22 protein-coding genes are annotated in these 26,324 nt (G+C 54.7%); 18 read left to right on the forward strand and 4 right to left on the reverse strand.

Annotation, left to right across the window (positions count from 1 at the left end):
• Positions 1 to 24 precede the first annotated feature (24 nt).
• Genes ACJAXR_RS07935 through map form a run of 4 tightly spaced genes read right to left on the reverse strand, consistent with a single transcriptional unit; the run spans position 25 to position 5,085 of the window.
• Complete coding sequence (locus ACJAXR_RS07935) at positions 25 to 369, reverse strand: ArsC family reductase (protein WP_415057720.1); 345 nt, start codon at positions 367 to 369, stop codon at positions 25 to 27.
• Positions 366 to 1,562 carry a succinyldiaminopimelate transaminase gene (dapC, locus tag ACJAXR_RS07940; RefSeq protein ID WP_415057721.1) on the reverse strand — a complete coding sequence of 399 codons (1,197 nt, stop codon included), beginning with the start codon at positions 1,560 to 1,562 and terminating at the stop codon, positions 366 to 368. The genes ACJAXR_RS07935 and dapC overlap by 4 nt, the downstream gene beginning before the upstream one ends.
• Before the next feature lie 14 nt (positions 1,563 to 1,576).
• A complete protein-coding gene (locus ACJAXR_RS07945; protein WP_415057722.1) occupies positions 1,577 to 4,276 on the reverse strand; it encodes a [protein-PII] uridylyltransferase in 2,700 nt (899 codons plus the stop codon).
• 20 nt (positions 4,277 to 4,296) lie between these two features.
• Complete coding sequence (gene map / locus ACJAXR_RS07950) at positions 4,297 to 5,085, reverse strand: type I methionyl aminopeptidase (protein WP_415057723.1); 789 nt, start codon at positions 5,083 to 5,085, stop codon at positions 4,297 to 4,299.
• Between the two features lie 297 nt (positions 5,086 to 5,382).
• Here map and rpsB point away from each other — a divergent pair, with 297 nt between their 5' ends.
• The 18 genes from rpsB to tilS all read left to right on the forward strand — a co-directional run bounded on the left by rpsB (position 5,383) and on the right by tilS (position 26,167).
• Positions 5,383 to 6,126 carry a 30S ribosomal protein S2 gene (gene rpsB, locus ACJAXR_RS07955; RefSeq protein WP_415057724.1) on the forward strand — a complete coding sequence of 248 codons (744 nt, stop codon included), beginning with the start codon at positions 5,383 to 5,385 and terminating at the stop codon, positions 6,124 to 6,126.
• A gap of 136 nt (positions 6,127 to 6,262) precedes the next feature.
• On the forward strand, positions 6,263 to 7,129 hold the full coding sequence (gene tsf, locus ACJAXR_RS07960; RefSeq protein WP_415057725.1) for a translation elongation factor Ts: 867 nt from the start codon (positions 6,263 to 6,265) through the stop codon (positions 7,127 to 7,129).
• Positions 7,130 to 7,372: 243 nt separating this feature from the next.
• Positions 7,373 to 8,107: a UMP kinase gene (gene pyrH, locus ACJAXR_RS07965; protein ID WP_415057726.1), complete on the forward strand. Its 735-nt coding sequence runs from the start codon at positions 7,373 to 7,375 to the stop codon at positions 8,105 to 8,107.
• A gap of 2 nt (positions 8,108 to 8,109) precedes the next feature.
• Entirely contained in the window at positions 8,110 to 8,667 is a 558-nt protein-coding gene (gene frr, locus ACJAXR_RS07970; RefSeq protein ID WP_415057727.1) for a ribosome recycling factor, read from the forward strand.
• Between the two features lie 24 nt (positions 8,668 to 8,691).
• On the forward strand, positions 8,692 to 9,432 hold the full coding sequence (gene uppS / locus ACJAXR_RS07975; protein WP_415057728.1) for a polyprenyl diphosphate synthase: 741 nt from the start codon (positions 8,692 to 8,694) through the stop codon (positions 9,430 to 9,432).
• Positions 9,432 to 10,247 (forward strand): phosphatidate cytidylyltransferase, encoded by an 816-nt coding sequence (locus ACJAXR_RS07980; protein ID WP_415057729.1) that lies wholly within the window; start codon positions 9,432 to 9,434, stop codon positions 10,245 to 10,247. Before uppS ends, ACJAXR_RS07980 begins: the two co-directional genes overlap by 1 nt.
• The gene (gene ispC, locus ACJAXR_RS07985; RefSeq protein WP_415057730.1) at positions 10,244 to 11,428 is read left to right on the forward strand and encodes a 1-deoxy-D-xylulose-5-phosphate reductoisomerase; all 1,185 of its coding nucleotides are present in this window, start codon (positions 10,244 to 10,246) and stop codon (positions 11,426 to 11,428) included. Before ACJAXR_RS07980 ends, ispC begins: the two co-directional genes overlap by 4 nt.
• 47 nt (positions 11,429 to 11,475) lie before the next feature.
• On the forward strand, positions 11,476 to 12,837 hold the full coding sequence (gene rseP / locus ACJAXR_RS07990) for an RIP metalloprotease RseP (RefSeq protein ID WP_415057731.1): 1,362 nt from the start codon (positions 11,476 to 11,478) through the stop codon (positions 12,835 to 12,837).
• A gap of 70 nt (positions 12,838 to 12,907) precedes the next feature.
• Complete coding sequence (bamA, locus tag ACJAXR_RS07995) at positions 12,908 to 15,259, forward strand: outer membrane protein assembly factor BamA (RefSeq protein ID WP_415057732.1); 2,352 nt, start codon at positions 12,908 to 12,910, stop codon at positions 15,257 to 15,259.
• Positions 15,260 to 15,293: 34 nt separating this feature from the next.
• Complete coding sequence (locus ACJAXR_RS08000; RefSeq protein WP_415057733.1) at positions 15,294 to 15,800, forward strand: OmpH family outer membrane protein; 507 nt, start codon at positions 15,294 to 15,296, stop codon at positions 15,798 to 15,800.
• A 32-nt stretch (positions 15,801 to 15,832) separates the two neighbouring features.
• A complete protein-coding gene (lpxD, locus tag ACJAXR_RS08005; RefSeq protein WP_415057888.1) occupies positions 15,833 to 16,870 on the forward strand; it encodes a UDP-3-O-(3-hydroxymyristoyl)glucosamine N-acyltransferase in 1,038 nt (345 codons plus the stop codon).
• Between the two features lie 50 nt (positions 16,871 to 16,920).
• Positions 16,921 to 17,358, forward strand: coding sequence for a 3-hydroxyacyl-ACP dehydratase FabZ (gene fabZ / locus ACJAXR_RS08010; RefSeq protein WP_415057734.1), 438 nt, complete (start codon positions 16,921 to 16,923; stop codon positions 17,356 to 17,358).
• The gene (gene lpxA / locus ACJAXR_RS08015; RefSeq protein WP_415057735.1) at positions 17,355 to 18,131 is read left to right on the forward strand and encodes an acyl-ACP--UDP-N-acetylglucosamine O-acyltransferase; all 777 of its coding nucleotides are present in this window, start codon (positions 17,355 to 17,357) and stop codon (positions 18,129 to 18,131) included. Before fabZ ends, lpxA begins: the two co-directional genes overlap by 4 nt.
• Positions 18,132 to 18,134: 3 nt before the next feature.
• Complete coding sequence (gene lpxB, locus ACJAXR_RS08020) at positions 18,135 to 19,316, forward strand: lipid-A-disaccharide synthase (RefSeq protein WP_415057736.1); 1,182 nt, start codon at positions 18,135 to 18,137, stop codon at positions 19,314 to 19,316.
• Positions 19,313 to 19,978 carry a ribonuclease HII gene (gene rnhB / locus ACJAXR_RS08025; RefSeq protein WP_415057737.1) on the forward strand — a complete coding sequence of 222 codons (666 nt, stop codon included), beginning with the start codon at positions 19,313 to 19,315 and terminating at the stop codon, positions 19,976 to 19,978. The genes lpxB and rnhB overlap by 4 nt, the downstream gene beginning before the upstream one ends.
• 231 nt (positions 19,979 to 20,209) lie before the next feature.
• Positions 20,210 to 23,734, forward strand: a complete 3,525-nt coding sequence (dnaE, locus tag ACJAXR_RS08030) for a DNA polymerase III subunit alpha (RefSeq protein WP_415057738.1) — start codon at positions 20,210 to 20,212, stop codon at positions 23,732 to 23,734.
• A gap of 102 nt (positions 23,735 to 23,836) precedes the next feature.
• A complete protein-coding gene (accA, locus tag ACJAXR_RS08035) occupies positions 23,837 to 24,793 on the forward strand; it encodes an acetyl-CoA carboxylase carboxyl transferase subunit alpha (RefSeq protein ID WP_415057739.1) in 957 nt (318 codons plus the stop codon).
• Positions 24,794 to 26,167 carry a tRNA lysidine(34) synthetase TilS gene (gene tilS / locus ACJAXR_RS08040; RefSeq protein WP_415057740.1) on the forward strand — a complete coding sequence of 458 codons (1,374 nt, stop codon included), beginning with the start codon at positions 24,794 to 24,796 and terminating at the stop codon, positions 26,165 to 26,167. It abuts the gene before it with no gap.
• The last annotated feature ends 157 nt before the right edge of the window (positions 26,168 to 26,324 follow it).

Genomic DNA, 26,324 nt, shown 5'->3' on the forward strand with positions numbered 1-26,324 from the left:
CCTTCGGTGCTGTTGATGCGTTGGTCAGACAAAGGCGGCGGCGTAAAGGTCCGGTTTGAACCCCACTAGGCGCCGTGAACCGGTATCAAGTAACGGTCTTTTGATCATCGAAGTATTGGCCAGCATCAATGCAATGGCCTTTTCCGTATCGATGTCTTGTTTTTGCTCTTCGTTCAGTTTACGAAACGTGGTTCCTTGCCGGTTGAGGATTGTTTCCCAACCGTGCTCGGCGCACCATGCAGCCAGTGTCTGAGTGTCTATGCCCGCTTTCTTGTAATCATGAAAGGCATATTCGACATTCTGGTCGTCGAGCCAAGCGCACGCTTTCTTTACCGTGTCGCAGGCCTTGATGCCGTACATCGTAGTCATTTGTTCAGGCTCTCGATAAATTCACGGATGCGGTGCGCTGCCTCTATGCAGTCTGTCAAAGGTGCGACAAGGGCCATGCGAATTCTACCGGCGCCGGGATTATACCCATCAACATCGCGGGAGAGGAAACTCCCCGGCACCACGGACACATTCTGTTCGGCGAGCAGACGGCGGGTAAAGTCCTGATCATCGATGGGTGTTCGTGGCCATAGATAAAAACCGGCATCCGGACGCTGCACATCCATCACGTTTTTCAGTATGTCGAGAACAGCGTTAAATTTGGCCTGGTACTGAGCTCGGTTTTCCACCACGTGAGTTTCGTCCTGCCAGGCTGCAAGGCTCGCCATCTGGGTTTGCACCGGCATGGCGCAGCCATGGTAGGTGCGGTAGGTCAGGTAAGGTGCCAGCAATCTGGCATCCCCTGCTACGAAGCCCGAACGCAGGCCAGGCAGGTTCGAACGTTTTGACAAGCTGTGGAATACCACGCAGCGTGCGTAGTCGTCGCGACCCATTGCAGAGCATGCCTGCAGAAGACCGATGGGGCCCATACTGTCCGGCGCGTGGATCTCGCTGTAACACTCGTCAGAGGCAATGACAAAGTCATGTGCGTCAGCCAATTCGATCAAGCGCTGCAACGTCGCTAACGGCATGACAGCACCGGTTGGATTGCCCGGCGTGCAGATGAACAGTACTTGGCACTGCTGCCAGACCGTGTCAGGGACTTGGTCAAAGTCGGGTATGAATCCGTTGTTTTCGTTGCAGGTAAGGTAATGCGGCTCTACACCTGCTAGAAAAGCGGCGCCTTCGTAGATTTGATAGAACGGATTGGGACTGACTACCAGGCCGCTAGAGTCGCGATTGACCATGGCCTGGGTGAATGAAAAGAGGGCTTCGCGGGTGCCGTTGACGGGAATTACCTGCGTCGCTGCATTTACATGCTTTAGATCAAAGCGCCGCTCTAGCCAGCTTGCAATGCCTTGGCGCAGCTCAACGATACCCAGTGTAGTGGGGTAAACGGCGGCCTTGTCGAGATTGTTGGCCAGGGTGTGCAGTACAAACGGAGGCGAGGGATGCTTGGGTTCGCCAATCGACAGCGCGATCGGACGCAGTCCAGAATGCGGTGTGACGTTGGCTAGCAGTGCACGCAGCTTTTCGAACGGGTAGGGCTGCAGACGTTCCAGATCGGTATTCATGTTGGTAATGGTCCTCAGATCAGGATCTGGGTGGACAGACTTGTTTGGGTCTGATCACTGTTGTTGCCGAGGGTCTCGACAATGGTATTTTGCAGCCTGCGGCATATTTCCGGATCCGAAAGCGCCTGATTGTTGGCATCGGTGAGGACAAAAACATCATCCACCCGCTCGCCGAGTGTGACAATTTTGGCGTTTTGCACGTTGATGTCGAAATCCAGCAGGATGCGCCCCATGCGTGCCAGCAGTCCGGGTCGATCAGGTGCGCTGAGTTCGAGAATCGTATGCTGGCGCTCCGGGGCATTGAAAATCGTCACCTCCGGAGCGAAGGAGAAATGCTTGAGCTGTCGCGGCACCAGGCGCTGAATAATTGAGGGATAGGCATCAGGATCGGCCAGCGCCTCAATCAGGTTCCGCTTGATCTGGCGTATCCGATCGGGACTGTCCCCGATCGAGCTGCCATCTGCGTCGAGCACAATGTAGGTGTCCAGACTGAAGCGGTTCGTCGAAGTGATAATACGCGCGTCCTGAATACTCAAATTCAGTTGGTCCATCGCTGCCACGGTGACCGCAAACAGGTCATGCTGCTCCGGGGTATAAATGAATATCTGCGTGGCCCCTTCGAATTCGCGCTGAGCGGTTTCCTTGATCAATACCAACGGCCCGTTACGATCGGGGTGCTGAACGATTGCTTCGGTATGCCATGCGACATCACTGGCGGTGTGACGCAGGAAATAGTCTTCGCCCAACTGCTCCCATAGCTCCTCGGCGTCTTCCTCTTCCACGCCACTGCGCACCAGAATATCCAATGCGGCACGCTGGGTCTGTCGTACATGCTCTTCGCGATTAGGTGGATTATCTAGGCCGCGGCGCAGTGCGCGCTTGGTCTCAGTATAGAGTTGGCGCAGCAGGGAGGCACGCCATGAGTTCCACAGAGTAGGGTTGGTTGCGTTGATGTCGGCGATGGTCAACACGTATAAATAATCCAGACGCACTTGGTTGCCCACATGTACCGCAAAGTCGTGGATCACATGGGGGTCGGATATATCCTTGCGTTGCGCGGTGGTGGACATTATGAGGTGATTTTCGACTAGCCAGCTGATCAGGTGGGTATCCCAGGCGGGAAGCTGGTGGCGTTGGCAGAATAACCTCGCGTCTACCGCTCCAAGTTCGGAGTGATCACCGCCGCGGCCCTTGGCTATATCGTGGTACAGCCCAGCCATGTAAAGCAGGTCGGGCTTGGGCAGGCGGCAAAATATCCGCCATGCTAAAGGATATTTCTCTTGGTATTCAGGCTGATTGAGCTTGCGTAGGTGCTTGATCAGGTTGAGGGTGTGGGCGTCCACGGTATAAATATGAAAAAGGTCGTGTTGCATCTGCCCAACGATCTTGCCGAATTCCGGCAGATAGCGGCCCAGAATGCCGTAGCGATTCATCCGGCGCAGGTTGCGGTGTATGCCTTCCTTGCAGCGGAAAAGTTCAACAAACAGGCTGGTATTGCGTATGTCCGCACGGAAATCATCATCGATCAGCCGCCTGTTGTCACGAAGCAGCCGAATGCTGTCGGCGCGCACTCCTCGAATTTCCGGGTGTTGCGCCATAAGCAGAAAAATTTCCAGGAGCGCGAAAGGTGTTCGTTTGAACACATCCGGGTGGGTCACTTCAATATAATGATTACGCACCTGAAAGCGCGAATTCAGCGGTTCGATTTCAGTCGTTTCCGCATTACGCAACAAAATTTCTTCGAAGTGTTGCATCAGCAGATCGTTGAGCTCAGATAGCGACATGACTACACGATAGTATCTCTGCATGAATCGCTCGACAGCCAGTTTGCTGTCGTTATCTTCGTAGCCAAGCAGCGTAGCGAGGGTACGCTGGTAATCAAACAGCAAGCGGTCCTCCGCGCGTCCAGCGAGGTTGTGGAGGGCGAAGCGGACCTGCCAGAGAAATGCCCTGCCGGCAGTCAGAATGTCGTATTCTGGTTCGTTCACAAATCCGCGATCGACCAGTTCTCGCAAGTCGTTGGTACCGAAATGCCGCAGCGCAACCCAACCGATGGTCTGGATGTCACGCAGGCCCCCCGGCGAGCTCTTGACGTTAGGTTCAAGGTTGTATTCGGTGTCATTGAACTTGGCATGGCGTTTTTGTTGCTCGGCGCGTTTCGCGCGGAAAAACTCGGCGTCGCTCCACATGTGTTTGGCACTGATCGCCTCGATCATTGCCTGGCGCAGGCTCTCATCACCGGAGAGGGTACGGGACTCCATCAGGTTGGTTATGACCGTAATATCGCTACGTGCCTCATCCTGACATTCACTGATCGAGCGAACGCTTTGGCCCACTTCCAGACCAATGTCCCAAAGCAGCATTAGAAATTGTTCTATCGAGTCGCGATAAGCGTCCGTATTGCTTTCACGCAGCAGAATTAAAAGATCAATGTCAGAGTGAGGATGCAGTTCCCCGCGACCGTAGCCGCCGACGGCTAGCAGGGCAATGCCGGGCATGTCGGTAGCTGCCTGGATCGACCACGCCTTGCGCAGAATCTGGTCGGTGAACCAGGCTCGCTCATGGATCAGCAGGTGAATATCGCGACCAGCTTCAAAGCGTGCACGCAAAATCGCATCTGCATTGCGGATGGCCTTCTTGAATGCCGCCACAGGGCTGCTTTTTAATGCTAGTTCGGCCTGGAATTGGCCGGGATCGAACAACTCGTTTTGCACGGAGCTACCCCGAAGATCGGTTATTGGAAGCTTTCTTCCTGACGGCGTGTGAGTACTTCATAGCCGTCGGCCGTTACCAGAATGGTGTGCTCCCATTGGGCTGACAGCTTGCGATCCTTGGTGATCGCGGTCCAGCCGTCGCCGAGCAGGCGTGTTTCATGTCGACCCTGGTTGATCATGGGCTCAATGGTGAAGGTCATGCCTTCCTTGAGCTCCATGCCCGTGCCGGCGCGACCGTAATGCAGAACCTGAGGATCTTCATGAAATACCTTGCCGATGCCGTGTCCGCAATACTCACGCACAACACTGAAGTGATTAGCATGTGCATGGTCCTGGATTACCTGACCGATGTCGCCCAGTCGGGCACCTGGACGTACGACCTCTATACCCTTGTACATACATTCCTGAGTAATCCGAGCTAGGCGCTGGACCCATTCGGATGTATCGCCGACCAGAAACATCTTGCTGGTATCGCCGTGATATCCATCCTTAATGACGGTAACATCTATATTCAGTGCATCGCCATTCTTAAGCTGTTTCTCGTTCGGGATGCCGTGACAGACGACATGATTGATCGAAGTGCAGATTGACTTGGGGAATGGAATCCGTCCTGGGGCGCCGCCGTAATTAAGAGGGGCGGGGATCGCTTTCTGCACGTTGACTATGAAATCGTGGCAGATCCGATCCAGCTCTTCTGTTGTCACGCCGGGTCTCACATGTTCGCCGATCATTTCCAGTACCTCAGCCGCCAGGCGTCCGGCTATACGCATGCCAGCGATATCTTCCGGGGTCTTGATGGTAACAGTCATGGCAGGTTCTCTCTGTTGTGACGCCAGCTGGCGAGGAAGTCAATCGACTATGTTAACAGACATGCCGCGTGCTGTTGAGGGTCGTCCGGTATGACCGTTGGGCATCTGCGCCTTTATTCGTTACCTTTTGTATGGTATAAAGCGCCGCGCCTGAATAAAGATCAACGGGGAGTATCCCTCGAGGAGCTTTCAGGCCTAAACCGAAACCACACACGTATCGACACATTGTCCTGGGTGCCCCGCGGGGTTGGACACTGGGATGCGTGGAGGCTCAACCCGAACTACATTGGAGCTGTCATGACTCAAGTATCAATGCGCGATATGCTGAAGGCCGGTGCGCACTTCGGCCACCAGACCCGTTACTGGAATCCGAAAATGGGTAAATACATTTTCGGCGCCCGCAACAAGATTCACATCATCAACCTCGAAAAGACCATGCCGATGTTCCACGATGCCCTGAGCTTCGTCGAGAAACTGGCTTCCGGCAAGAACAAGGTCCTTTTCGTTGGTACCAAGCGTGCTGCCAGCAAGATCATCGCTGAAGAAGCAACCCGCGCTGGTATGCCGTACGTTGACCATCGCTGGTTGGGTGGCATGCTGACCAATTACAAGACCATTCGTGCATCGATCAAGCGTCTGCGCGACCTGGAAATCCAGGCCGATGACGGTACCTTTACCAAGCTGACCAAGAAAGAAGCGCTGATGCGTACCCGCGATCTAGAGAAGCTTGATCGCAGCCTTGGCGGTATCAAGGATATGGGCGGCCTGCCTGACGCCATGTTCGTCATCGACGTAGATCACGAGCGCATCGCCATTACCGAAGCCAACAAGTTGGGTATTCCGGTTATCGGTATCGTCGACACCAACAGCAGCCCGGATGGCGTTGATTACGTTATTCCCGGTAACGATGACGCGATTCGCGCCATCAAGCTGTACGCTGCGGCTATGGCTGACGCGATCCTCAGCGGCAAGAACGGCGGTGGCGCTGGCGACGAGTTCGTCGAAGAAGCTGCTCCAGCTGCAGAGGCTTCACAGGGCTAACGGTTGTTTTCCTGCCGTTTGACGCTGTAACAGAAAGGGGGCCATGCCCCCTTTTTGTCATATATTGAAAGCAACATGATACGGCTGTCGAGCGATGAAGGGGCAGCCTCAAATCAAGCAAGTAGAGGAACAATTCATGTCACAGATTACTGCAGCCATGGTCAAGGAACTGCGCGAGCGCACTGGCCAAGGCATGATGGATTGCAAGAAAGCCCTGGAAGCTGCCGGTGGCGACATTGAGAAGGCCATTGATGACATGCGTGCTGCCGGTTCGATCAAGGCCGCCAAAAAGGCTGGTAATATCGCTGCCGAAGGCGCTATTGCCGCCAAGGTTGCAGATGATGGAAAGAGCGGTGTGATTATCGAAATTAACTCGCAGACCGATTTTTTGGCTCTGCAGGATGATTTCAAGGGTTTTGTCAGCGAGAGCCTGGAGAAGGCTGTAGCTGCAGGCTATACCGATGCAACGCCTTTGATTGCTGATCAGGAAGCTTCCCGCGAAGCGTTGATCGCTAGGTGTGGTGAAAACGTTAATATCCGTCGCTTGACCCGTGTCGAAGGCGATGTAATTGGCGCTTACCTGCACGGTCACCGTATTGGTGTATTGGTTACCCTTAAAGGTGGTGATGCCGAGCTGGCCAAGGATATCGCGATGCACGTGGCTGCTAGCAATCCTCAGTTCCTTGATCCGACTCAGGTGTCCGATGAAGCAGTAGCCAAGGAAAAGGAAATTTTCCTGGCACTCAATGCTGAGAAAATTGCCGGCAAGCCAGAAAATATTGTCGAAAACATGATTAAAGGCCGCATCAATAAGTTCTTGTCCGAAGCCAGTCTGATCGAGCAGCCCTTTATCAAGGATCCTGACGTCAAAGTTGGTGAATTGGCGAAGAAGGCCGGAGCGCAAATCATCGATTTCGTTCGCTACGAAGTGGGCGAGGGCATCGAGCGTGCCGAAGTGGATTTTGCTGCTGAAGTAGCTGCACAGGTTGCGGCGACTAAGTAGTGGATATGCGACCGGAACGGCGCATGACAGGCCACCCGCGAGGTGGCCTGTAACACGGTTTCAGATAGAGGCTTCCCGCGCAGGCGTGAAGCCTCTTTTTTAGGAAACACTGAACAAGTGGCAGTCGTCACGGTCAGGACATGTTGGCGAGGAGTCTGCAGTATGCCCGCAGACGGTAAGTCCCGACGCTGACCCCGGATGTAACTTGTTGAGCGTTTCGCCATTCCCAGCAGGAGAGTCATCATGGCCCAGGTACCCGGAAGTCGTCAGCCCAAGTACAAACGAATCCTACTCAAGCTAAGCGGTGAAGCCCTTATGGGGACCGAAGGGTTTGGTATTGATCCTAAGGTTCTGGACCGCATGTCGCTGGAGCTCGGCCAGCTGATCGGTATCGGCGTGCAGATCGGCCTGGTCATCGGTGGCGGCAACCTCTTTCGTGGTGCGGCACTGCACGCTGCGGGCATGGACCGGGTTACCGGCGATCACATGGGTATGCTGGCGACGGTGATGAACGCACTTGCCATGCGTGACTCCCTGGAGCGCTCTAACATTCAGACGCGCGTCATGTCTGCCATTACCATGGAAGGGGTGACCGAACACTACGATCGGCGCAAGGCTATGCGCTATCTTGCCGGTGGGGACGTGGTAATATTCTCCGCAGGTACGGGCAACCCCTTCTTTACCACCGATACTGCTGCATGCCTGCGCGGTATCGAGATGGACGCTGATCTGGTGCTCAAAGCGACCAAGGTCGACGGTGTGTATAACGCGGATCCGATGAAGGATCCGAATGCTGAGCGGTTCGATACTCTGACCTACGATCAGGTCCTGGATCTAAAGCTCGGTGTGATGGATCTCACCGCGATCTGTCTGATTCGCGATCACAAGATGCCCCTGCGGGTGTTTAACATGAACAAGCCGGGTGCGCTGCTCAATGCGGTAGTAGGTAGCGCCGAAGGGACACTGATCGAGGGTTAACGATGATCAACGAAATCAAGAAAGATGCGCAGGAGCGCATGAAGAAGTCAGTCGAATCCCTGGGCCATGCTTTTGCCAAGATTCGGACGGGGCGGGCGCACCCGAGTATTCTCGACAGCGTTATCGTGTCGTATTACGGCAGTGATACACCGCTACGCCAGGTGGCGAATGTCAACGTCGAGGATTCCCGCACACTGGCCTTGACTGTGTTCGATAGAAGCATGATTCAAGCGGTGGAAAAGGCGATCATGAAGTCCGATCTCGGGCTAAATCCGGCAACGGCTGGAACCACCATTCGTATCCCGATGCCGGCGCTGACTGAGGAAACGCGCAAGGGTTTTACCAAAACCGCACGCTCGGAAGCGGAGAATACGCGCGTTGCCATTCGCAATATTCGCCGCGACGCGCTGAGTTCAATCAAAGATCTGCAAAAGGAAAAGGAAATCAGTGAGGATGAAGAGCGTCGGGGTGCCGACGATATCCAGAAACTGACTGATAAATACATCGCCGAGATCGACAAGGCGCTGGAAGCCAAGGAAGCGGATCTGATGGCCATCTGATGGTTGGATTCCACATGCTTATCAATGAGTGACAAAACTGCAGCAATACCCCGCCATGTTGCAATCATTATGGATGGCAACAACCGCTGGGCACGCAAGCGACTCATGCCGGGCGTCGCCGGCCACAAGGCCGGTGTAGATGCGGTAAAGGCGGCGATTGAAGTCTGCGCGGAAGAGGGTGTCGAAGTTCTCACACTCTTCGCGTTTTCCAGTGAAAACTGGCGACGGCCCGAAGACGAGGTTGGTGCACTTATGGATCTTTTCCTCGGGGCGTTGCGTCGAGAGGTCCGGCGCCTGCGTGAAAACGATATTCGCCTGCGTATTATCGGTGATCGGTCCCGCTTCGCGCCGGATTTACGCAATGCGATGGACGCCGCCGAGACGCTAACCGCTGAATGCAGTCGGCTAACACTGGTAATAGCTGCCAATTATGGAGGCCAATGGGATATCGCTCAGGCTTCCCGACAGCTGGCTTTCAGGGTGGCTGATGGCACACTGGAAGCTGGATCCATTACCGAAGCGGACCTTCAGTCCTGTCTGAGTACTGCGGACTGGCCACTTCCGGATCTGTGTATTCGTACGGGTGGGGAGCACAGGATCAGTAACTTTCTCCTTTGGCAGTTAGCGTATGCCGAGCTGTACTTTTCCGACTTGTACTGGCCGGATTTCAAGCATGATGCGCTGCGTGAAGCATTGGCCGATTTTGCACGGCGGCAACGTCGTTTCGGCAAAACCAGCGAACAGATACACGGAGCGCAGACCTGATGCTTAAACAACGAATCATCACAGCGGTTATTCTTGCGCCATTGGCCATTGCTGGCTTTATCTTCCTTGAGGGAGGTGGCTTCGCATTATTCGTTGGGGCAATTGTGGTTCTGGGGGCCTGGGAATGGGCGCGCCTGGCTGGTGAAACGAGTCAGAAGGGTCGAGTTGTTTATGCACTGGTAGTGGGACTGTTCATGGTTGGACTGTATCGCGATGCCTGGCCTGCTCAATACCTGCTTATACCCGCTCTGGTCTGGTGGATGGTTGCTCTGGTGCTGATCAGCCGGTATCCGAAAGGTCGTGGGCTTTGGGCCGGATCAATGATCAGTCAGTTGTTTGGTCTGTTTGTTCTGCTGCCCGCATGGTACGGACTGGTTTGGCTGCGCGCGCTGGATAACGGTTTGTGGTTGATTCTGGCCGTACTGATACTGGTTTGGGCGGCCGATGTAGGCGCCTATGTGGCTGGCAAGACTTGGGGTAGTCGCAAGCTGCTACCCAGGGTCAGCCCTGGCAAGACGGTCGAAGGTCTGATTGGCGGACTGGTTTTTACCCAGCTGCTAGCATTGCTTGCCCTGCTATATCTTGGCTGGAATCCGGTGGCTTTGTTGCTGGGTCTGGCGACGGCGGCGATCGTCGTGCTTTTTTCTATCGTCGGTGACCTGACCGAAAGTCTCTTCAAGCGTGAACAGGGTCTTAAAGATAGTAGCAGTCTGCTGCCTGGTCACGGTGGTGTGCTCGATCGTATAGATAGTCTGACGGCGGCGGTCCCGGTTTTTGCCTTATGCTGGATTGTCATCGGAGAACGTCTGGCGTGAGCGTAACCTGGGTAACCGTGCTCGGTGCGACCGGGTCGATAGGCGTTAGCACCCTGGATGTCATCAGTCGGCATACCCAGCGTTACGCTGTTTTTGCGCTCACGGGCCATAGCCGCATGAGTGTGCTGAAGGCCCAATGCCTTGCTCACAACCCACGTTATGCCGTTGTCGCCAATGCGGCGCAGGCGCTGGTGTTGCAAACGCACCTGCGTGAGGCCCGTTGTCTGACAGAAGTCCTAGCTGGCGGTGATGCGTTAGAGCAGGTAGCCGCAGCGGAGTCAGTGGATGTTGTAATGGCGGCTATTGTTGGCGCAGCAGGCTTACGGCCTACGTTGGCGGCAGTGCGTGCCGGCAAGCGGGTGCTACTCGCCAACAAAGAAGCCCTGGTCATGTCCGGTGCGCTCTTCATGCAGGCGGTACAGAAGCATGGCGCAGTGCTATTGCCCATAGACAGCGAGCACAACGCTATTTTCCAATGTCTGCCGCTCGATTATGCTCGTGGCATGGCCAGCGTCGGAGTCAGGCGGATACTGCTTACTGCTTCGGGCGGTCCGTTTCGTGATATGCAAGCAGGGGACTTGTCCTCTGTTACGCCGGAGCAGGCCTGCGCGCACCCAAATTGGTCGATGGGTCAGAAAATTTCGGTTGATTCTGCGAGTATGATGAACAAAGGTCTGGAACTGATCGAGGCGTCTTGGCTGTTTAACGTCCGTCCGTCGCAGATCGAGGTGGTTATTCACCCACAGAGTGTGGTGCACTCGCTGGTTGACTACATAGATGGCTCGGTTATCGCCCAGCTAGGCAATCCGGATATGCGGACCCCCATTGCTCATGCTCTGGCTTGGCCGGAGCGTGTTGACTCCGGGGTTAGCCCTCTGGACCTGCTCACCGTGGCGCGGCTCGATTTCCGGCCGCCGGATCCAGTAATGTTTCCATGTCTGCGTCTTGCCCGAGAAGCGGCAGAGGTGGGCGGTACCGCATGCGCTGTATTGAACGCAGCCAACGAAGTGGCCGTCGAGGCTTTCCTGGGAAGGCGCATTGGTTTTACTGATATCCCTGTTATCATTGAACACACGCTTGAAAGCTTGGTTCCTGAATCCGTCCAGGATCTGGATCACATCCTGCTGACAGACCGCCTTGCGCGTGAGCACGCTCTGAACTGGCTGACTAATCACCGCTGATCAATCGATCAGATTGCGACTTCCACTCTCCCTGAACGAGGCATCGGATGGATCTTTTATTCACCCTGCTGGCAACTGTCGTGGCCTTGGGTCTGCTGGTGACAATTCATGAATATGGCCATTTTTGGGTGGCCAGACGTTGTGGCGTCAAGGTCCTGCGTTTTTCTGTCGGTTTCGGTCCGGCGCTTTATAGTTGGCACGACAAGCGGGGTACCGAGTATGCGATCGCAGCGATTCCCCTAGGTGGTTACGTGAAGATGCTGGACGAACGCGAGGGCCCGGTCGATCCAGCGGAGTTGGATCAGGCATTCAATCGCAAGGATGTCAAACAGCGCATCGCCGTGGTGATCGCTGGCCCGTTAGCCAATTTTTTACTCGCTATTGCTGCCTTTTGGCTGATAGCAGTTTTCGGTATCACTACACTCGCCCCGGTCCTCGGTCCCGTTGAACAGGGGAGTGTAGCGGCGCGTGCCGGTCTGGTCGAAGGGCTGGAAGTTGTTGAAGTCGATGGCACGCCAACGCGCAGCTGGCAGGAGGTTAATCTTCAGTTAGTGCGTCGCTTGGGTGAGACCGGTCAGATGCAGATCAAGGCTATTGAAGCCGTTGGTGCAACACCGCAAACCTATACTCTAGTGTTGTCAGAATGGCTCCGTGGTGCTGATCAGCCTGACCCCATCCGTGCGCTGGGGCTCGCTAGTTGGCAGCCAGACGTCCTTCCGTTGGTTGGCGAGGTCAGTGATGGCGGCGCCGCTCAAGCGGCTGGACTGCAGTCCGGCGATATGATCGTCAGCATTGATGGCGAGCCAGTGAATAACTGGATTACCCAAGTAGTCCCTGCGATTCAGGGCAACGCCGATCGAGCACTAAATATTGGTATCGAACGTGACGGTCAGCACCAGAACGTTACTATGGTGCCGCAGGGGCGCGAGCAAAACGGCAAAGTGTCCGGTTTCGCCGGTCTCGGGGTGGCGGCTTTCGAGTGGCCGGACAATATGATTCGCGAGATCAATTATAATCCATTGGTGGCCATTCCGGTCGCTGTCGGCAAAACCTGGGACATGACGGTACTGACCCTGGACTCGCTGAAAAAGATGCTAACCGGTCTGGTCTCGGCAAAAAACTTGAGTGGCCCGATAACCATTGCTAAAGTGGCGGGCGCTTCGGCCAAGTCGGGACCTGAAAGTTTTCTAAACTTCATTGCTTACCTGAGTATTAGCCTTGGCGTGTTGAATTTGTTGCCCATTCCGGTTCTGGATGGCGGTCATCTTGTCTACTACTCGGCTGAGTGGATTCGAGGCAAGCCATTATCTGAGCGACTTCAGGCCTGGGGCCTGCAGATTGGGGTGGCGTTGATAGCCGGTGTGATGTTGTTTGCCATATTCAACGATATCAGTCGATTGGGTAGTTAGCCCGGAACGAAGAAACACGAGCTGCCGCACGCGGTGGATAGAATTTAACCAGTCAGCCAGAACGGATTTCATGAAACGTTACCTATTGCCTGCGCTATTGCTGATACTTCTCGCGCCATTGGCCTTTGCCGACGCCTTCCGGATCTCCGATATCCGCATCAACGGGCTTCAGCGGGTTTCAGCTGGCAGCGTTTTCGCTGCGCTACCCCTCAATATCGGCGATCAGGTAGACGATCAGACGTTGGTTGAGGCGAGTCGATCGCTGTTCCGAACCGGATTTTTTCAAGATATACAATTGGGCCGAGAGAATGACGCTCTGGTGATAACCGTTGTCGAGCGTCCTTCGATTGCAGCAATCGAGCTTGAGGGTAACAAGGCCATCGAGAGCGACGATCTGCTGGATGGCCTGCGTTTGGCAGGACTCGCTGAGGGCGAGATTTTCCAGCAAGCTACTCTGGAAGGGGTGCGCAATGAGCTGCTGCGTCAGTATGTGGCTCAGGGTCGCTATTCTGCCGACATCGAAACGGAAGTCATTGCCGAGCCTCGCAACCGTGTTTCCATTAAAATTCAAGTTGACGAAGGATCCATCGCTTCGATCAAAAGCATCAACGTTGTAGGCAACACTGTTTTTAGTACAGATGATTTGGTTGACCTGTTCGAACTGAAGAGCTCAGGGTTGTTATCCTTTATTCGAAGTGATGACAAATATTCCCGCGAAAAGCTTTCCGGCGATCTCGAGCGCCTGCGCTCCTGGTACCTTGATCGCGGTTACATCAACATGAATATTGCTTCCACGCAGGTCACCATTACCCCTGACAAGGAAAATGTTTACGTCACGGTCAATATTGATGAAGGTGATCTTTACACTGTCAGCGTCGTCAACCTGTCCGGAGATCTGGTCGTGCCGGAGGGGGACGTGCGAAGCTTGTTACTGGTGGAGCCAGGTCAGATTTTCTCGCGTCAAGTCATGACTGCCACATCCGAACTGATCAGTCGCCGATTGGGCAACGAAGGATACACCTTTGCAAACGTCAATGGCATTCCTGAAATCAACGAAGAAAACAAGACCGTCGGGGTGACCTTCTTCGTCGATCCCGGCAAGCGCGCTTATGTGAACCGGATCAATTTCCGTGGAAATACCAAAACTGAAGACGAAGTGCTTCGTCGAGAGATGCGGCAGATGGAGGGTGGCTGGGCTTCTACCTACCTGATTGACCAGTCGAAAGTGCGTCTGGAGCGTCTTGGCTTCTTTAAGGAAGTGGACGTGGAAACTGTTCCTGTACCCGGTGCGGACGACCTGATTGATGTCAATTACACTGTGGAAGAACAGCCTTCAGGTTCAATTACCGCTAGTCTGGGTTTTGCTCAGGGAACCGGCTTGATTCTGGGTGGCTCGATCAGCCAGAACAACTTCTTCGGTACAGGTAACCGTGTCAGCCTGAGTGCTAACCGGTCCCAATACCAGACGTCCTTGTCGTTCGGTTTTCTTGATCCCTATTTTACCGCTGATGGTGTGAGCCTTGGATATAACGCCTTTTATCGGGCAACCGATTACGACAAGCTTAATGTAGACGTATCCAGTTATTCAGTGGACTCCTATGGTGGTGGCTTTAATCTGGGTTATCCGATTAGCGACACCGCACGGCTCTCTTTTGGTCTCAGTGCCCAGCAAGATGACATCCAGTCAGGTTCTTTCGCTGTTCAAGAAATAGACCAGTTCATCAGGCGCGAAGGGGACAGCTTCACTAACTTCAAATTCAATGCAGGTTGGTCAGAATCGACTCTGAACCGAGGTGTATTTCCTGATCGTGGCAGCTCCCAAAGCGTGAATTTCGAAACCACTATCCCGGGCAGTGATCTGTATTTCTACAAGATTGACTATCGCGCCCAGCGCTATTTCCCGGTAAACGACGATCTCACAGTGCGGCTGCATGCCAATCTCGGCTTTGCCCGTCGTTTTGGTTCTACGCAAAGCTTGCCCTTTTATGAGCATTACTATGCTGGCGGTATAGGGTCGGTCCGTGGTTACAAGGAAAGCTCGCTTGGGCCGCGTAGCACGCCGGCTGTAGTCGACTTTGACCAGGATGAGCTGCCATTTGGTGGCAATATCAAGATGGTGGGTGGTGGCGAGCTTATATTCCCAGTGCCATTCATCAAGGATCAACAGTCATTGCGGACAGTCTTGTTCGTTGATGTGGGAAACGTTTACGATACTTACTGCACCAATGATGTGCTCAATAATGGCGCAGACAACCCTGGTTGTGGCGAGGTTGATCTGGCGAGCCTTCGTTACAGCGCTGGTATCGGCTTGTCGTGGTTGACCGCACTTGGCCCGCTGGGCTTCAGTCTGGCCGCACCGCTGAACAGTGAGTCTGAAGACGATACCCAAGTATTCCAGTTTACTCTGGGTCAGACATTCTGAGCCGGAATCCTATACAGCTAACAGGAGTTTTAGAGTGCGCAAGTTTATTCAGGTTGCTTTGATTTCTGCCCTGGCAATGGCCAGCTTTACTGTCGCCGCTGAAATGAAAATAGCGGTACTGGACTACCAGATGGCCCTATTGGAGTCCGACTCAGCGAAGGCCTACTCGGTCGATGCTGAGAAGAAATTCGGTACCCAGCTGCAGCGCCTGCGAAACCTTGAGGCTGAAGCCAAACGGTTGCAGGATCGTATGCAAAAAGATGGTGAAAAGCTTGGTCAGACCGAGATGGAGAAGCTTGATCTGGAATTCCGTCAGAAGGCGCGTGATTTTCAAGCCGAATCCAAACAGTTGAATGATGCCAAGGCTCGGGCGGACCGTGAAATGCTTGAAACGCTCAAGCCCAAGTTGGACAAGGCAGTTGAATCTGTTCTGCAGGGCGGCGGTTATGATTTGGTCATTGATCGCAGCGCTGTCGTCGATGTCAAAGCTGAATATGATATTACGCGCCAGGTTATCGAGCGCTTGAACGCATCACGTTGAGCCGGCAGGTGAGTTCATCTTTCCAGCTGTCGTTGTCTGACCTTGCGGTGATGGCAGATGCGCGGCTGGTGGGTAATCCCGACCAGATGATCGGCGGCCTGGCAACGTTGCAGGACGCTGGTCACGATCAGTTGAGCTTCCTGGCGAGTAGCCAGTATCGCAAGTATCTAGCATCAACAGGAGCTGGCGCTGTGTTGCTGACCGAGACGGACGCCCAGGCGTTTGCAGGCAACGCCCTGATTGTAGCTAACCCCTATGCAGCCTACGCGCGCCTGTCCCATCGTTTTGACCCCAAGCCAAAATCGGTTACCGGAATTCATCCAACGGCCGTTGTTGCGGTCGATGCCGTGATTGATCCGTCAGCTTGTATTGGCGCTGGAGTGGTTATCGAATCCGGTGTGCGCATTGGTGCTAAAACGGTGATTGGAGCGCAATGTTTTATTGGTGCGCGCTCCAGCCTCGGAGCAGGGGGTTGGCTCGCCTCGCGGGTGAGTATCTATCACGACGTTCACGTAGGCGATCGTGTGGTTATTCAGTCTGGCGCTGTTCTGGGCTCTGAAGGTTTTGGCTTCGCTAATGATGGCGGGCATTGGGAAAAGATCGCCCAGATTGGAGGCGTGGTTGTCGGTCATGATGTCGAGATTGGAGCGAATACCACCATTGATCGCGGTGCACTGTCGGACACTCGTCTGGGTGACGGCGTAAAGCTAGATAACCAGATTCATATCGCGCATAACGTACATATCGGGGATCACACTGCGATTGCTGCCTGTGTTGGCATCTCTGGCAGCACGCACATTGGTCGGCATTGCACGATTGCTGGTGGCGTCGGCATGGTTGGCCATATCGAAATCTGTGATAACGTTTTTGTAACTGGCATGACAATGGTTACGCGGTCAATTACTCAGCCGGGCGCCTATTCATCAGGTACGGCAATGCAGCCAGCAGCCGAATGGCGCAAGAGTGCTGCTCGGTTCCGCCAGCTTGATTCTTTGGCCAAAAAAGTCCAGCAGCTAGAAAAGCAATTGCTGGCGGTGACTCAGGATTCTCAAGACTGGTCGCAGTCCTGAGCCGCGCCCTTTAAGCGCCTATTAATGTTTATTGCAAGGCCTGTGAATACATGGATATCAAGGAAATAAAAGAATACTTGCCACACCGTTATCCTTTTTTGTTGGTCGATAGGGTCGTGGAACTGAATCTTGAAACCCGGAATATCCGTGCGTACAAGAATGTCTCGGTTAATGAACCCTTTTTTAATGGGCATTTTCCGGAACATCCCATCATGCCCGGGGTTTTGATCATTGAGGCCATGGCCCAGGCTGCCGGCTTGCTGGGATTCAAGATGATGAATGTCAAACCTGCAGACGGCACGCTTTACTATTTTGTCGGGACTGACAAATTAAGATTCCGGCAACCGGTTGTGCCAGGAGATCAGCTGCAACTCGAGGCTCAACATTTGAGTAATCGACGGGGTATCTGGAAGTTTGCCTGTCGTGCAATGGTAGATGGCAAGGAAGCGTGTTCCGGCGAAATTATCTGTGCGGAACACACTATATGAGTCGGATTCACCCCCTGGCGCTCGTTGATCCAGCTGCACAGCTGGCTGAAGACGTCGAGGTTGGGCCATGGAGTCTGATCGGGCCCAATGTTGAAATTGGTGCTGGAACGGTGATTGGCCCGCACGTTGTTATTCGCGGGCCCACTACCATTGGTCAGCATAATCGCATTTTCCAGTTTTGCTCGGTGGGTGAAGACTGCCAGGACAAGAAGTACAACGGCGAGCCAACCAGGCTGGTAATCGGCGACCACAATATTATCCGTGAAGGTTGTACGCTGCACCGCGGTACCGTTCAGGATCAGGGTGTAACGCGTATTGGCAGCCATAACTTACTCATGGCCTATGTTCATGTTGCCCATGATTGCATTGTTAACGACCACATTATCATGGCGAATAACGCGACCATTGCCGGCCACGTGCAAATTGGTGATGGCGCAATTCTCGGCGGTTACACTACAGTTCATCAGTTCTGCAAGTTGGGCCCTTGGTCTATGAGCGCAGCCAACAGTGCCGTTTTCAAGGACATTCCGGCTTTTGTCATGGTTGGCGGCAACCCTGCCAGCGCTCACGGTATGAACTTCGAAGGCATGCGCCGACGCGGTTACAGTCCCGAACTGATCGCTGCCCTCCGCAAGGCCTATAAAACAGTATATCGTCAGGGTTTGACCCTCGTCGACGCTCTGCTCATTATCGAAGAGAGTGCATTGCAATATCCCGAGATTGCGCTTTATCGTGATTCTATCCTCGCTTCGACCCGCGGCATTACCCGCTAAGCCATGGCTGCGAAGCACGAGTCAACCGAAAAGCCATTGCGTATCGCTCTGGTGGCGGGTGAGGCGTCGGGCGATACGCTCGGGGCGGGTATGATCCATGCCTTGAAAGAGTTGCACCCCCACATCCAGTTCATTGGTATAGGCGGTCCACGGATGCTTGCCGAAGGCATGCACAGCAGGGTGCCGATGGAGCGGCTCTCAGTAATGGGGTTGGTTGAAGTGCTCGGTCGATTACGCGAGCTGCTACGCATTCGCAAAGATTTGGTCGCGTGGCTGATCGAGCAGCAACCCGACGTATTCATCGGTATTGATGCTCCTGATTTTACCCTGGGGGTTGAGCGCAAGCTGCGTGACGCAGGCATAGCGACTGTTCACTACGTCAGCCCTTCGGTCTGGGCCTGGCGCGAAAAGCGTGTGCTGGGTATCCGCAAGTCTACCGATCTGATGCTGACGCTTTTTCCGTTCGAGGAGGAAGTCTATCGCAAACATCAGGTGGCAGTGCAATGCGTGGGTCACACCCTCGCTGATCAGATTCCATTCCAGCCTGACCGACAAGCAGCCAGAGCGATATTAGCCATCCCGGCCGAAACTAAACTATTGGCACTGATGCCCGGAAGTCGGGATGGAGAACTGCGCAAGTTGGGTCTACTGTTCCTGCAGACCGCTGCCTGGTGTCTTGAACGCGAGCCCCAATTGTGTTTTGTGATGCCTTGCGCCAGTCTCGAAAGAAAGCAGCAGATGCAGGAAATCATTGCTGAACACGGTATCGATCTGCCCCTGAAGCTACTCGATGGTCAGGCCCATGCAGCCCTTGCTGCCTGTGATGCGGTGTTGATTGCTTCCGGTACAGCCACCCTTGAAGCCATGTTATTCAAGCGGCCGATGGTTGTGGCTTACCGCATGGCTGGACTGACGTTCAAAATACTCAAACGGTTGGTCAAGGTAGGCCATGTCTCGCTACCCAATTTGCTGGCTAAGCGCGAAGTGGTACCCGAGTTTCTGCAAGATGCAGCGACGCCTGAAAGCATGGGGCCAGCTCTGATGCAGCTATTGGCGCCAACCGAGAAGCGTGCCGATACACAGGCTACGTTTATGCAGTTACATGAAATGCTCAAGCGCAATGCAGATCATGCAGCAGCTCAGGCCGTGCTCGACCTGCTAAGGCAAAAGGGCAAGCTCCCATGAGCCAGATACTCATGAACTGGAACCCTGCAGTTGGCAGCGAGCTAGTAGCCGGTGTCGACGAGGTAGGGAGGGGCCCCCTGTGCGGCGCCGTGATCACTGCGGCCGTCATTCTTGATCCTCTACGACCTATAGAAGGCCTGAAGGACTCCAAAAAGCTCACCGAAGCAAAACGCGAAGCGCTTTTTCCGCTGATTCAGGAGCGCGCATTAGCCTGGTGTATCGCCCGCGCTGAGGTGGCGGAAATAGATCAGTTGAACATTCTGCATGCCACCATGCTGGCCATGCAGCGTGCAGTAGCCGGACTATCTATCCAACCCGATCGCGTGTGGATTGACGGTAACCGCTGCCCAGCACTGCCCATGCCTAGCGAGGCGGTTATCCAGGGTGACGGACGCGTGCCGGCCATTGCCGCTGCTTCCATCCTGGCCAAGGTGGCACGCGACCGGGAAATGAAAGAACTGGACCTCCAGTATCCCGGGTACGGCATTGCCCAACACAAGGGTTACCCCACGCCGATGCACCTGTTGGCTCTTCGCAAGCTTGGAGCTTCGGATATTCATCGTCGTTCCTTCGCGCCTGTCCGTGAAGCTCTGGCGCAGGTATCAGCTGCCAAAACTGCGAACTCCGCATCACGCCGTTGCCAGTTAACCCGCACAGACTAGGATCGGCACGCCCCGGCCCGGATGTTGCGTGCGCTCGGCAACCACTGAATAAATCAGTTATCGCCAGGTTAGGCTGGTGGCGCCTAGTCTAGCTAGCGTGGTAACACATTGGCTAAAAATTCACCATGCAGGACGGGTGAGAGTCCATACCAAGGTCACTGTCTGCTAGCCCTCGGCTTTCCCCACCGTTACAATCTCAGCATTGTAGTAGCCTTTAGAAACAGGAAAACCATGACCCACTCCTTCGTCCACTTGCGCGTCCACAGCGAGTATTCATTGGTCGACGGCATCGTCAAGATCAAGCCCCTGATCAAGGCCATAGCAGAGCAGGGAATGCCTGCCGTAGCGGTCACTGACCAGAACAACATGTGCAGCTTGGTCAAATTCTACAAGGCGGCGATGGCTGGCGGCATCAAGCCGATCTCCGGTATTGACGTCTGGCTTGTAGGGCAGAATGACGATAACCAGTTAACACGCCTTAGCTTGCTAGCGATGAACCGCAATGGCTACCGTAACCTGACCGAGCTGATCTCGCGCGGCTATACCGAGGGCCAGCGCAACGGCGTAGTGACAATCCGTCGGGAGTGGATCGCCGAATCCAGTGAAGACGTTATTGTGCTTTCAGCCGCACGCGAAGGTGAGATAGGCCAATCATTGCTATCGAACAATCCTCAAGAGGCAGACGCACTTTTGCGTTACTGGATGCAGATCTTCCCCGGCCGTTTCTATCTAGAACTGCACCGCACCAGTCGGCCCAACGACGAAGAATACCTTCACGCTGCCGTCGCTCTCGCAGCGAAACATGACTGCCCTGTTGTAGCTACCAATGATGTGCGCTTTCTCAAGCGTGAAGATTACGAAGCCCACGAAACCAGAGTCTGCATCGGTGAGGGTCGCGCCCTGGATGATCCACGGCGGGTACGACAGTACAGCGAAGAGCAGTATCTGAAGACGCCCGAGGAAATGGCTGAGCTGTTCTCAGATATACCTGAAGCGTTGGCCAATAGTGTCGAAATTGCTATGCGCTGCAATATCGACGTGCAGCTCGGCAAAAACTTTTTGCCGGCATTCCCCACGCCGGATGGCATGACCGAAGCCGAATTTTTCCGTAAGGTCTCCTTTGAGGGCCTTGAAGAACGCCTCAAATTGGTGCTGCCAGCAGACTCGGATAACTATCACGAGCGCCGCCAAGTCTATATTGACAGACTGAATTTCGAGCTGGATATCATTATTCAGATGGAGTTCCCCGGTTACTTCCTGATCGTGATGGACTTTATCAAATGGGCCAAGAACAACGGCGTGCCAGTAGGCCCCGGCCGGGGCTCCGGGGCAGGCTCGTTGGTCGCTTATTCGTTGCTGATTACTGACCTTGACCCGCTGCAATACGATTTGTTGTTCGAACGGTTCCTTAACCCCGAGCGGGTATCGATGCCCGACTTTGACGTCGACTTCTGCATGGAAGGACGTGACCGGGTCATCGAGTATGTCGCCCAGACCTACGGACGCAATGCCGTCTCGCAGATCATCACTTTCGGTACCATGGCTGCAAAAGCGGTCGTGCGCGACGTTGCTCGGGTGCAGGGCAAGTCCTATGGGCTGGCCGACAAGCTATCGAAGATGATCCCCTTCGAAGTCGGCATGACCTTGACCAAAGCATTTGAGCAGGAAGAAATACTGCGAGACTTCCTCGCCAACGACGAGGAGGCCCAGGAAATCTGGGATATGGCGCTTAAGCTTGAAGGAATCACTCGTAACGTCGGCAAACACGCCGGCGGGGTCGTCATCGCACCGACCAAGCTCACCGATTTTTCACCACTGTATTGCGACGAAGCCGGTGGTGGCCTGGTAACACAGTTCGACAAGGATGACGTCGAATCTGCTGGTCTGGTCAAGTTCGACTTTCTCGGGTTGCGAACTCTCACCATCATTGATTGGGCGATTAATACGATCAATCGTGTGCGGGCCAAAACCGGTGGTGAGCCGTTGGATATCAATTTTATCCCGCTGGACGATCAACCAACGTATCGGATGCTGCAGAAGGCCGAGACCACCGCCGTGTTCCAGCTGGAATCACGCGGTATGAAAGAGCTGATCAAGAAGCTCAAGCCCGATTGCCTGGAAGATCTTATTGCCCTTGTGGCGCTCTTCCGGCCTGGACCGCTGCAGTCTGGGATGGTGGACGACTTCATCAACCGTAAGCACGGTCGCGAAGTGCTGTCTTATCCGCACCCCAACTATCAGCTTGATAGCCTTAAGCCCGTTCTCGCACCCACCTATGGGATCATCCTGTATCAGGAACAGGTGATGCAGATTGCTCAGGTAATGGCCGGCTACACACTGGGTGGCGCCGATATGTTGCGCCGGGCGATGGGCAAGAAAAAGCCGGAAGAGATGGCCAAACAGCGGGAGATTTTCCTCGAGGGCTGTGCGAATAATAATATTGACCCCGATCTTGCCGGCAACATCTTCGATCTGGTAGAAAAGTTCGCTGGTTACGGTTTTAACAAGTCGCACTCGGCAGCTTATGGTCTGGTTTCGTATCAGACGGCCTGGCTGAAAGCGCATTACCCGGCGCCCTTCATGGCTGCGGTGCTGTCGGCGGATATGCACAATACCGACAAGGTGGTCACCCTGATCGAAGAGATTCGCAGCATGAAGCTGCGGCTCAAATCGCCCAACGTGAATATCTCGGAGTACAAATTTACCGTCGATGACGAAGGGGGCGTGGTTTACGGCCTGGGTGCCATCAAGGGAGTGGGGGAAGGTCCGGTTGAGACCATTGTCGAGAAACGCCGTGAAGGAGGCCCTTTCCTCGATCTCTTCGACTTCTGCGCACGGGTAGATTTGAAACGGATCAACAAGCGTGTGATGGAAGCCTTGATTCGCTCTGGCGCGCTGGACAGTCTGGGCCCTTTCTTCGATACCGAGCATCAGAGCTTTCTCAAGCAGATTGATCGTAACCGGGCGGCGTTGATGGCCGCCATGGAAGAGGCTATTGCGTCGGCAGAGCAAACGGCTAAAAGTGCCGACAGTGGTCATGCCGACCTGTTTGGCGAATTGCTCGGTCCCTCTACTGAGCGGGATGTGTATGAGGCCTACCGACGTTCCCGTGAGTGGTCTTTCAAAGAGCGCTTGCGTGGCGAAAAAGAGACGCTTGGGCTTTACTTTACGGGACACCCGATCGACGAATACGAAAAAGAGATACGGCGTTTTGCTCGGCAGCGGATCATCGACCTCAAACCCTCTCGCGACAGCCAGACGGTAGCCGGGCTGGTATTCGATCTGCGAGTGATGAAAAGCAAGCGCGGTGACAAGATGGGATTCGTTACGCTGGATGATCGCTCGGCCCGTATAGAGGTCTCATTGTATGCCGAGGCTTACCAGGCTGCTCAGGCGTTACTGCAGAAGGACGCGCTGCTGGTCGTCGAGGGCGAAGTGTCCCAGGATGATTTTTCTGGCGGTCTGCGCATGAGGGTGAAGCGGGTGATGAGTCTCGAGGATGCGCGCACCACATTGCTCGATAGCGTGCGGATCAGTCTTGACACTAGCCGCCACGGCCCTGAAAGTCTCAGCCATATCGCCAGTCTGCTAAAGAAGCACCCCGGTAACTGCGCTGTGACCGTTGACCTGCAGCGCCCTGATTCTGCAGCAGAGCTGCGGTTGGGAGAGACCTGGCAAGTCGAGCCGGCCGATGATCTGGTGCAGGGATTGCGTGACCAGTTGGGTAAAGATAGCGTCTCTTTACACTACAGATAACAAGCCTTGGAGGCTGTTGGCTCGACGTCGAGCCGCCAATCCCTTAAGGTAATGCAAAAATCGTACGCCCTGTCGCAGGGCCCACGTGGATGATGGATGCTTATGAGCAAAAGCCAGAAATACCTGGAGTTCGAACAGCCGATAGCCGATCTGCAGGCAAAGATCGAAGAGCTGCGGCTGGTTGGCAGCGACAACTCCCTGAATATTACTGATGAAATCTCTCGTCTTCAGGACAAGAGCCGATCGCTGACAGAGAGTATTTTTGGCAACTTAAGCAGTTGGCAGATCGCTCAAATGGCGCGTCATCCGCAGCGTCCCTATACGTTGGACTACATTAACGAGATTTTCACCGATTTCGAAGAATTGCATGGAGATCGGCATTTTGCTGACGATGCAGCTATCGTGGGCGGCATTGCACGTCTGGATGGTCGGCCAGTCATGATCATCGGTCACCAGAAGGGACGTGATGTAAAAGAAAAAGTGCGTCGCAACTTCGGTATGCCAAAGCCTGAAGGCTACCGCAAAGCGTGTCGTCTGATGCTAATGGCTGAGCGTTTCAATATGCCCTTGCTGACCTTCATCGATACCCCTGGCGCCTATCCCGGAATTGATGCAGAAGAGCGTGGTCAGAGCGAAGCTATTGCCTGGAACTTGCAGATCATGGCCCGATTGAAGACCCCAATCATTGCCACTGTTATCGGTGAGGGCGGCTCCGGTGGTGCTTTGGCAATTGGTGTCTGCGACCGTCTGATGATGCTGCAGTATTCCACCTATGCGGTTATTTCTCCTGAAGGTTGCGCATCGATTCTCTGGAAAAAGTCCGAGAAAGCAGCGGATGCGGCAGAAGCCATGGGTATCACTGCTGAACGTCTGAAAGAGCTAAAACTGGTCGATAATCTGATTGCCGAGCCACTGGGCGGTGCACACCGTAAGCCGGAAGAGATGGCTGCACGCCTCAAAGCCCAGTTGTTGGTCGAGCTCGATGCGTTGGAGCAACTTCCCGCAGACAAGCTGCTCGATCGCCGTTATGACCGCCTGATGGCTTTTGGTCTGAAGTAGATGTTCTCCAAGCAGGAGCTGCTCAGGCAGTTGCTGCCCTGCATGGACGCCCCGGTCTGGTGGCTGGGGTTGTCCGGCGGCATGGATTCGATGGTGCTGCTCGACGCTCTGGTCGAACTACGTCGAGAGCATTCCTTGCCTCCTCTGCACGCTATTCATATACATCACGGATTACACCCGGATGCAGATCGCTGGGCGGAGCACTGTGTCCATGAAGCCGCAGTCAGGCAGATTCCATTGGTTATCGAGCGCGTGCAGTTGGCGTCGGGTGCGAGTATCGAGGACCAGGCTCGCGATGCGCGCTATGCCGCTTTCGCGCGGAATATGGGCGTCGCCGATATTCTACTGCTGGCCCATCATAGCGACGATCAAGTCGAAACCCTGCTGTTTCGACTCCTTCGGGGTACCGGGCTGCGTGGTCTGGCCGGTATGCCTGCTGGCCGATCACTGGCTCGCGGACGACTGTTTAGACCTTTGCTGGACCAGTCGCGCAATGCGTTGTTGGTCTGGGCTCGCAGGCGCGAGCTGAACTGGATAGAAGACCCCGCCAACAAGGATCCTCGTTTTGCTCGCACGGCTCTGCGACATAAGCTGATACCCATGCTCAGGACGGACTGGCCGGCGGTGGATGCTAATGTGTTGAGCCTTATCATCCATGCCCGAGAAGCCAACGAGCTGTTGGATGAGCGTGCTGCAGAAGACCTGCTGACACTGGGAGTCGGTGTCGCTGACCCCTGGCTGACAGCTTGGCCCAGCCTCGCGGTGCCAGAATTGCTGCGTCTTACCGTTGCCCGCCGCAAGAATCTCTTGCGTTACTGGCTGCGAACGCATGCCTGTCGGTTGCCGCAACGACGTCTTCATACTCTTGATGCGCAGCTATTCAGTGCCGACGACAGTCAGCCGGTGATTGATCTTGAAGATGGGCGGCTGCACCGTTCGTCGGGTCGATTGTGGTTGCTGCGTGGTGCGGATATGACGCCCGCGGCTGGGCAGCCGATCGAAGCTCAGGGCGAAACAATTCTGTGCAGCGATAATGGCGTCCTTTCGGTCCATTTATCGGGTATGGCCCAGGCTGGCCTACAAGACTGGTCGGTGGCGTATCGGCGCGGCGGTGAGCAGATTAAATTACCGGGCAGGCCGGCACAGTCGCTCAAGAATCTGTTTCAGGAAGCGGATATCCCGACCTGGTTGAGGCCGAAAATCCCACTGGTCTATCATGCAGGCACTCTGGTTTCGGTCGGTGGGCGCTGGAATGCATCAGACTATTTGCTCAGCACGGCTGGGTCCGGCTGGCACATCCGCTGGCAGTTGCGCAGCCGGTGTGGTGATCAGGGGGCTGGCAATACTGGTACCTTAGAGTCCGATTGCTCATGAAATCATACAAAAGCTGCTTGCAGAACGCTGCTCGCCGTTCTTGCGGATTGAGCAATTGGGGGGTGTCTGGTATCCTGACTTCCCATCTTGACGAGACTTTGGGAATCAGCAATTGCTTCCCCCGGCCTCCCTTCGATTTCCTGCGGCATGGCCGCTT

The organism is Halopseudomonas sp., assembly GCF_047631575.1.
In the GTDB taxonomy this organism is placed as follows: domain Bacteria; phylum Pseudomonadota; class Gammaproteobacteria; order Pseudomonadales; family Pseudomonadaceae; genus Halopseudomonas.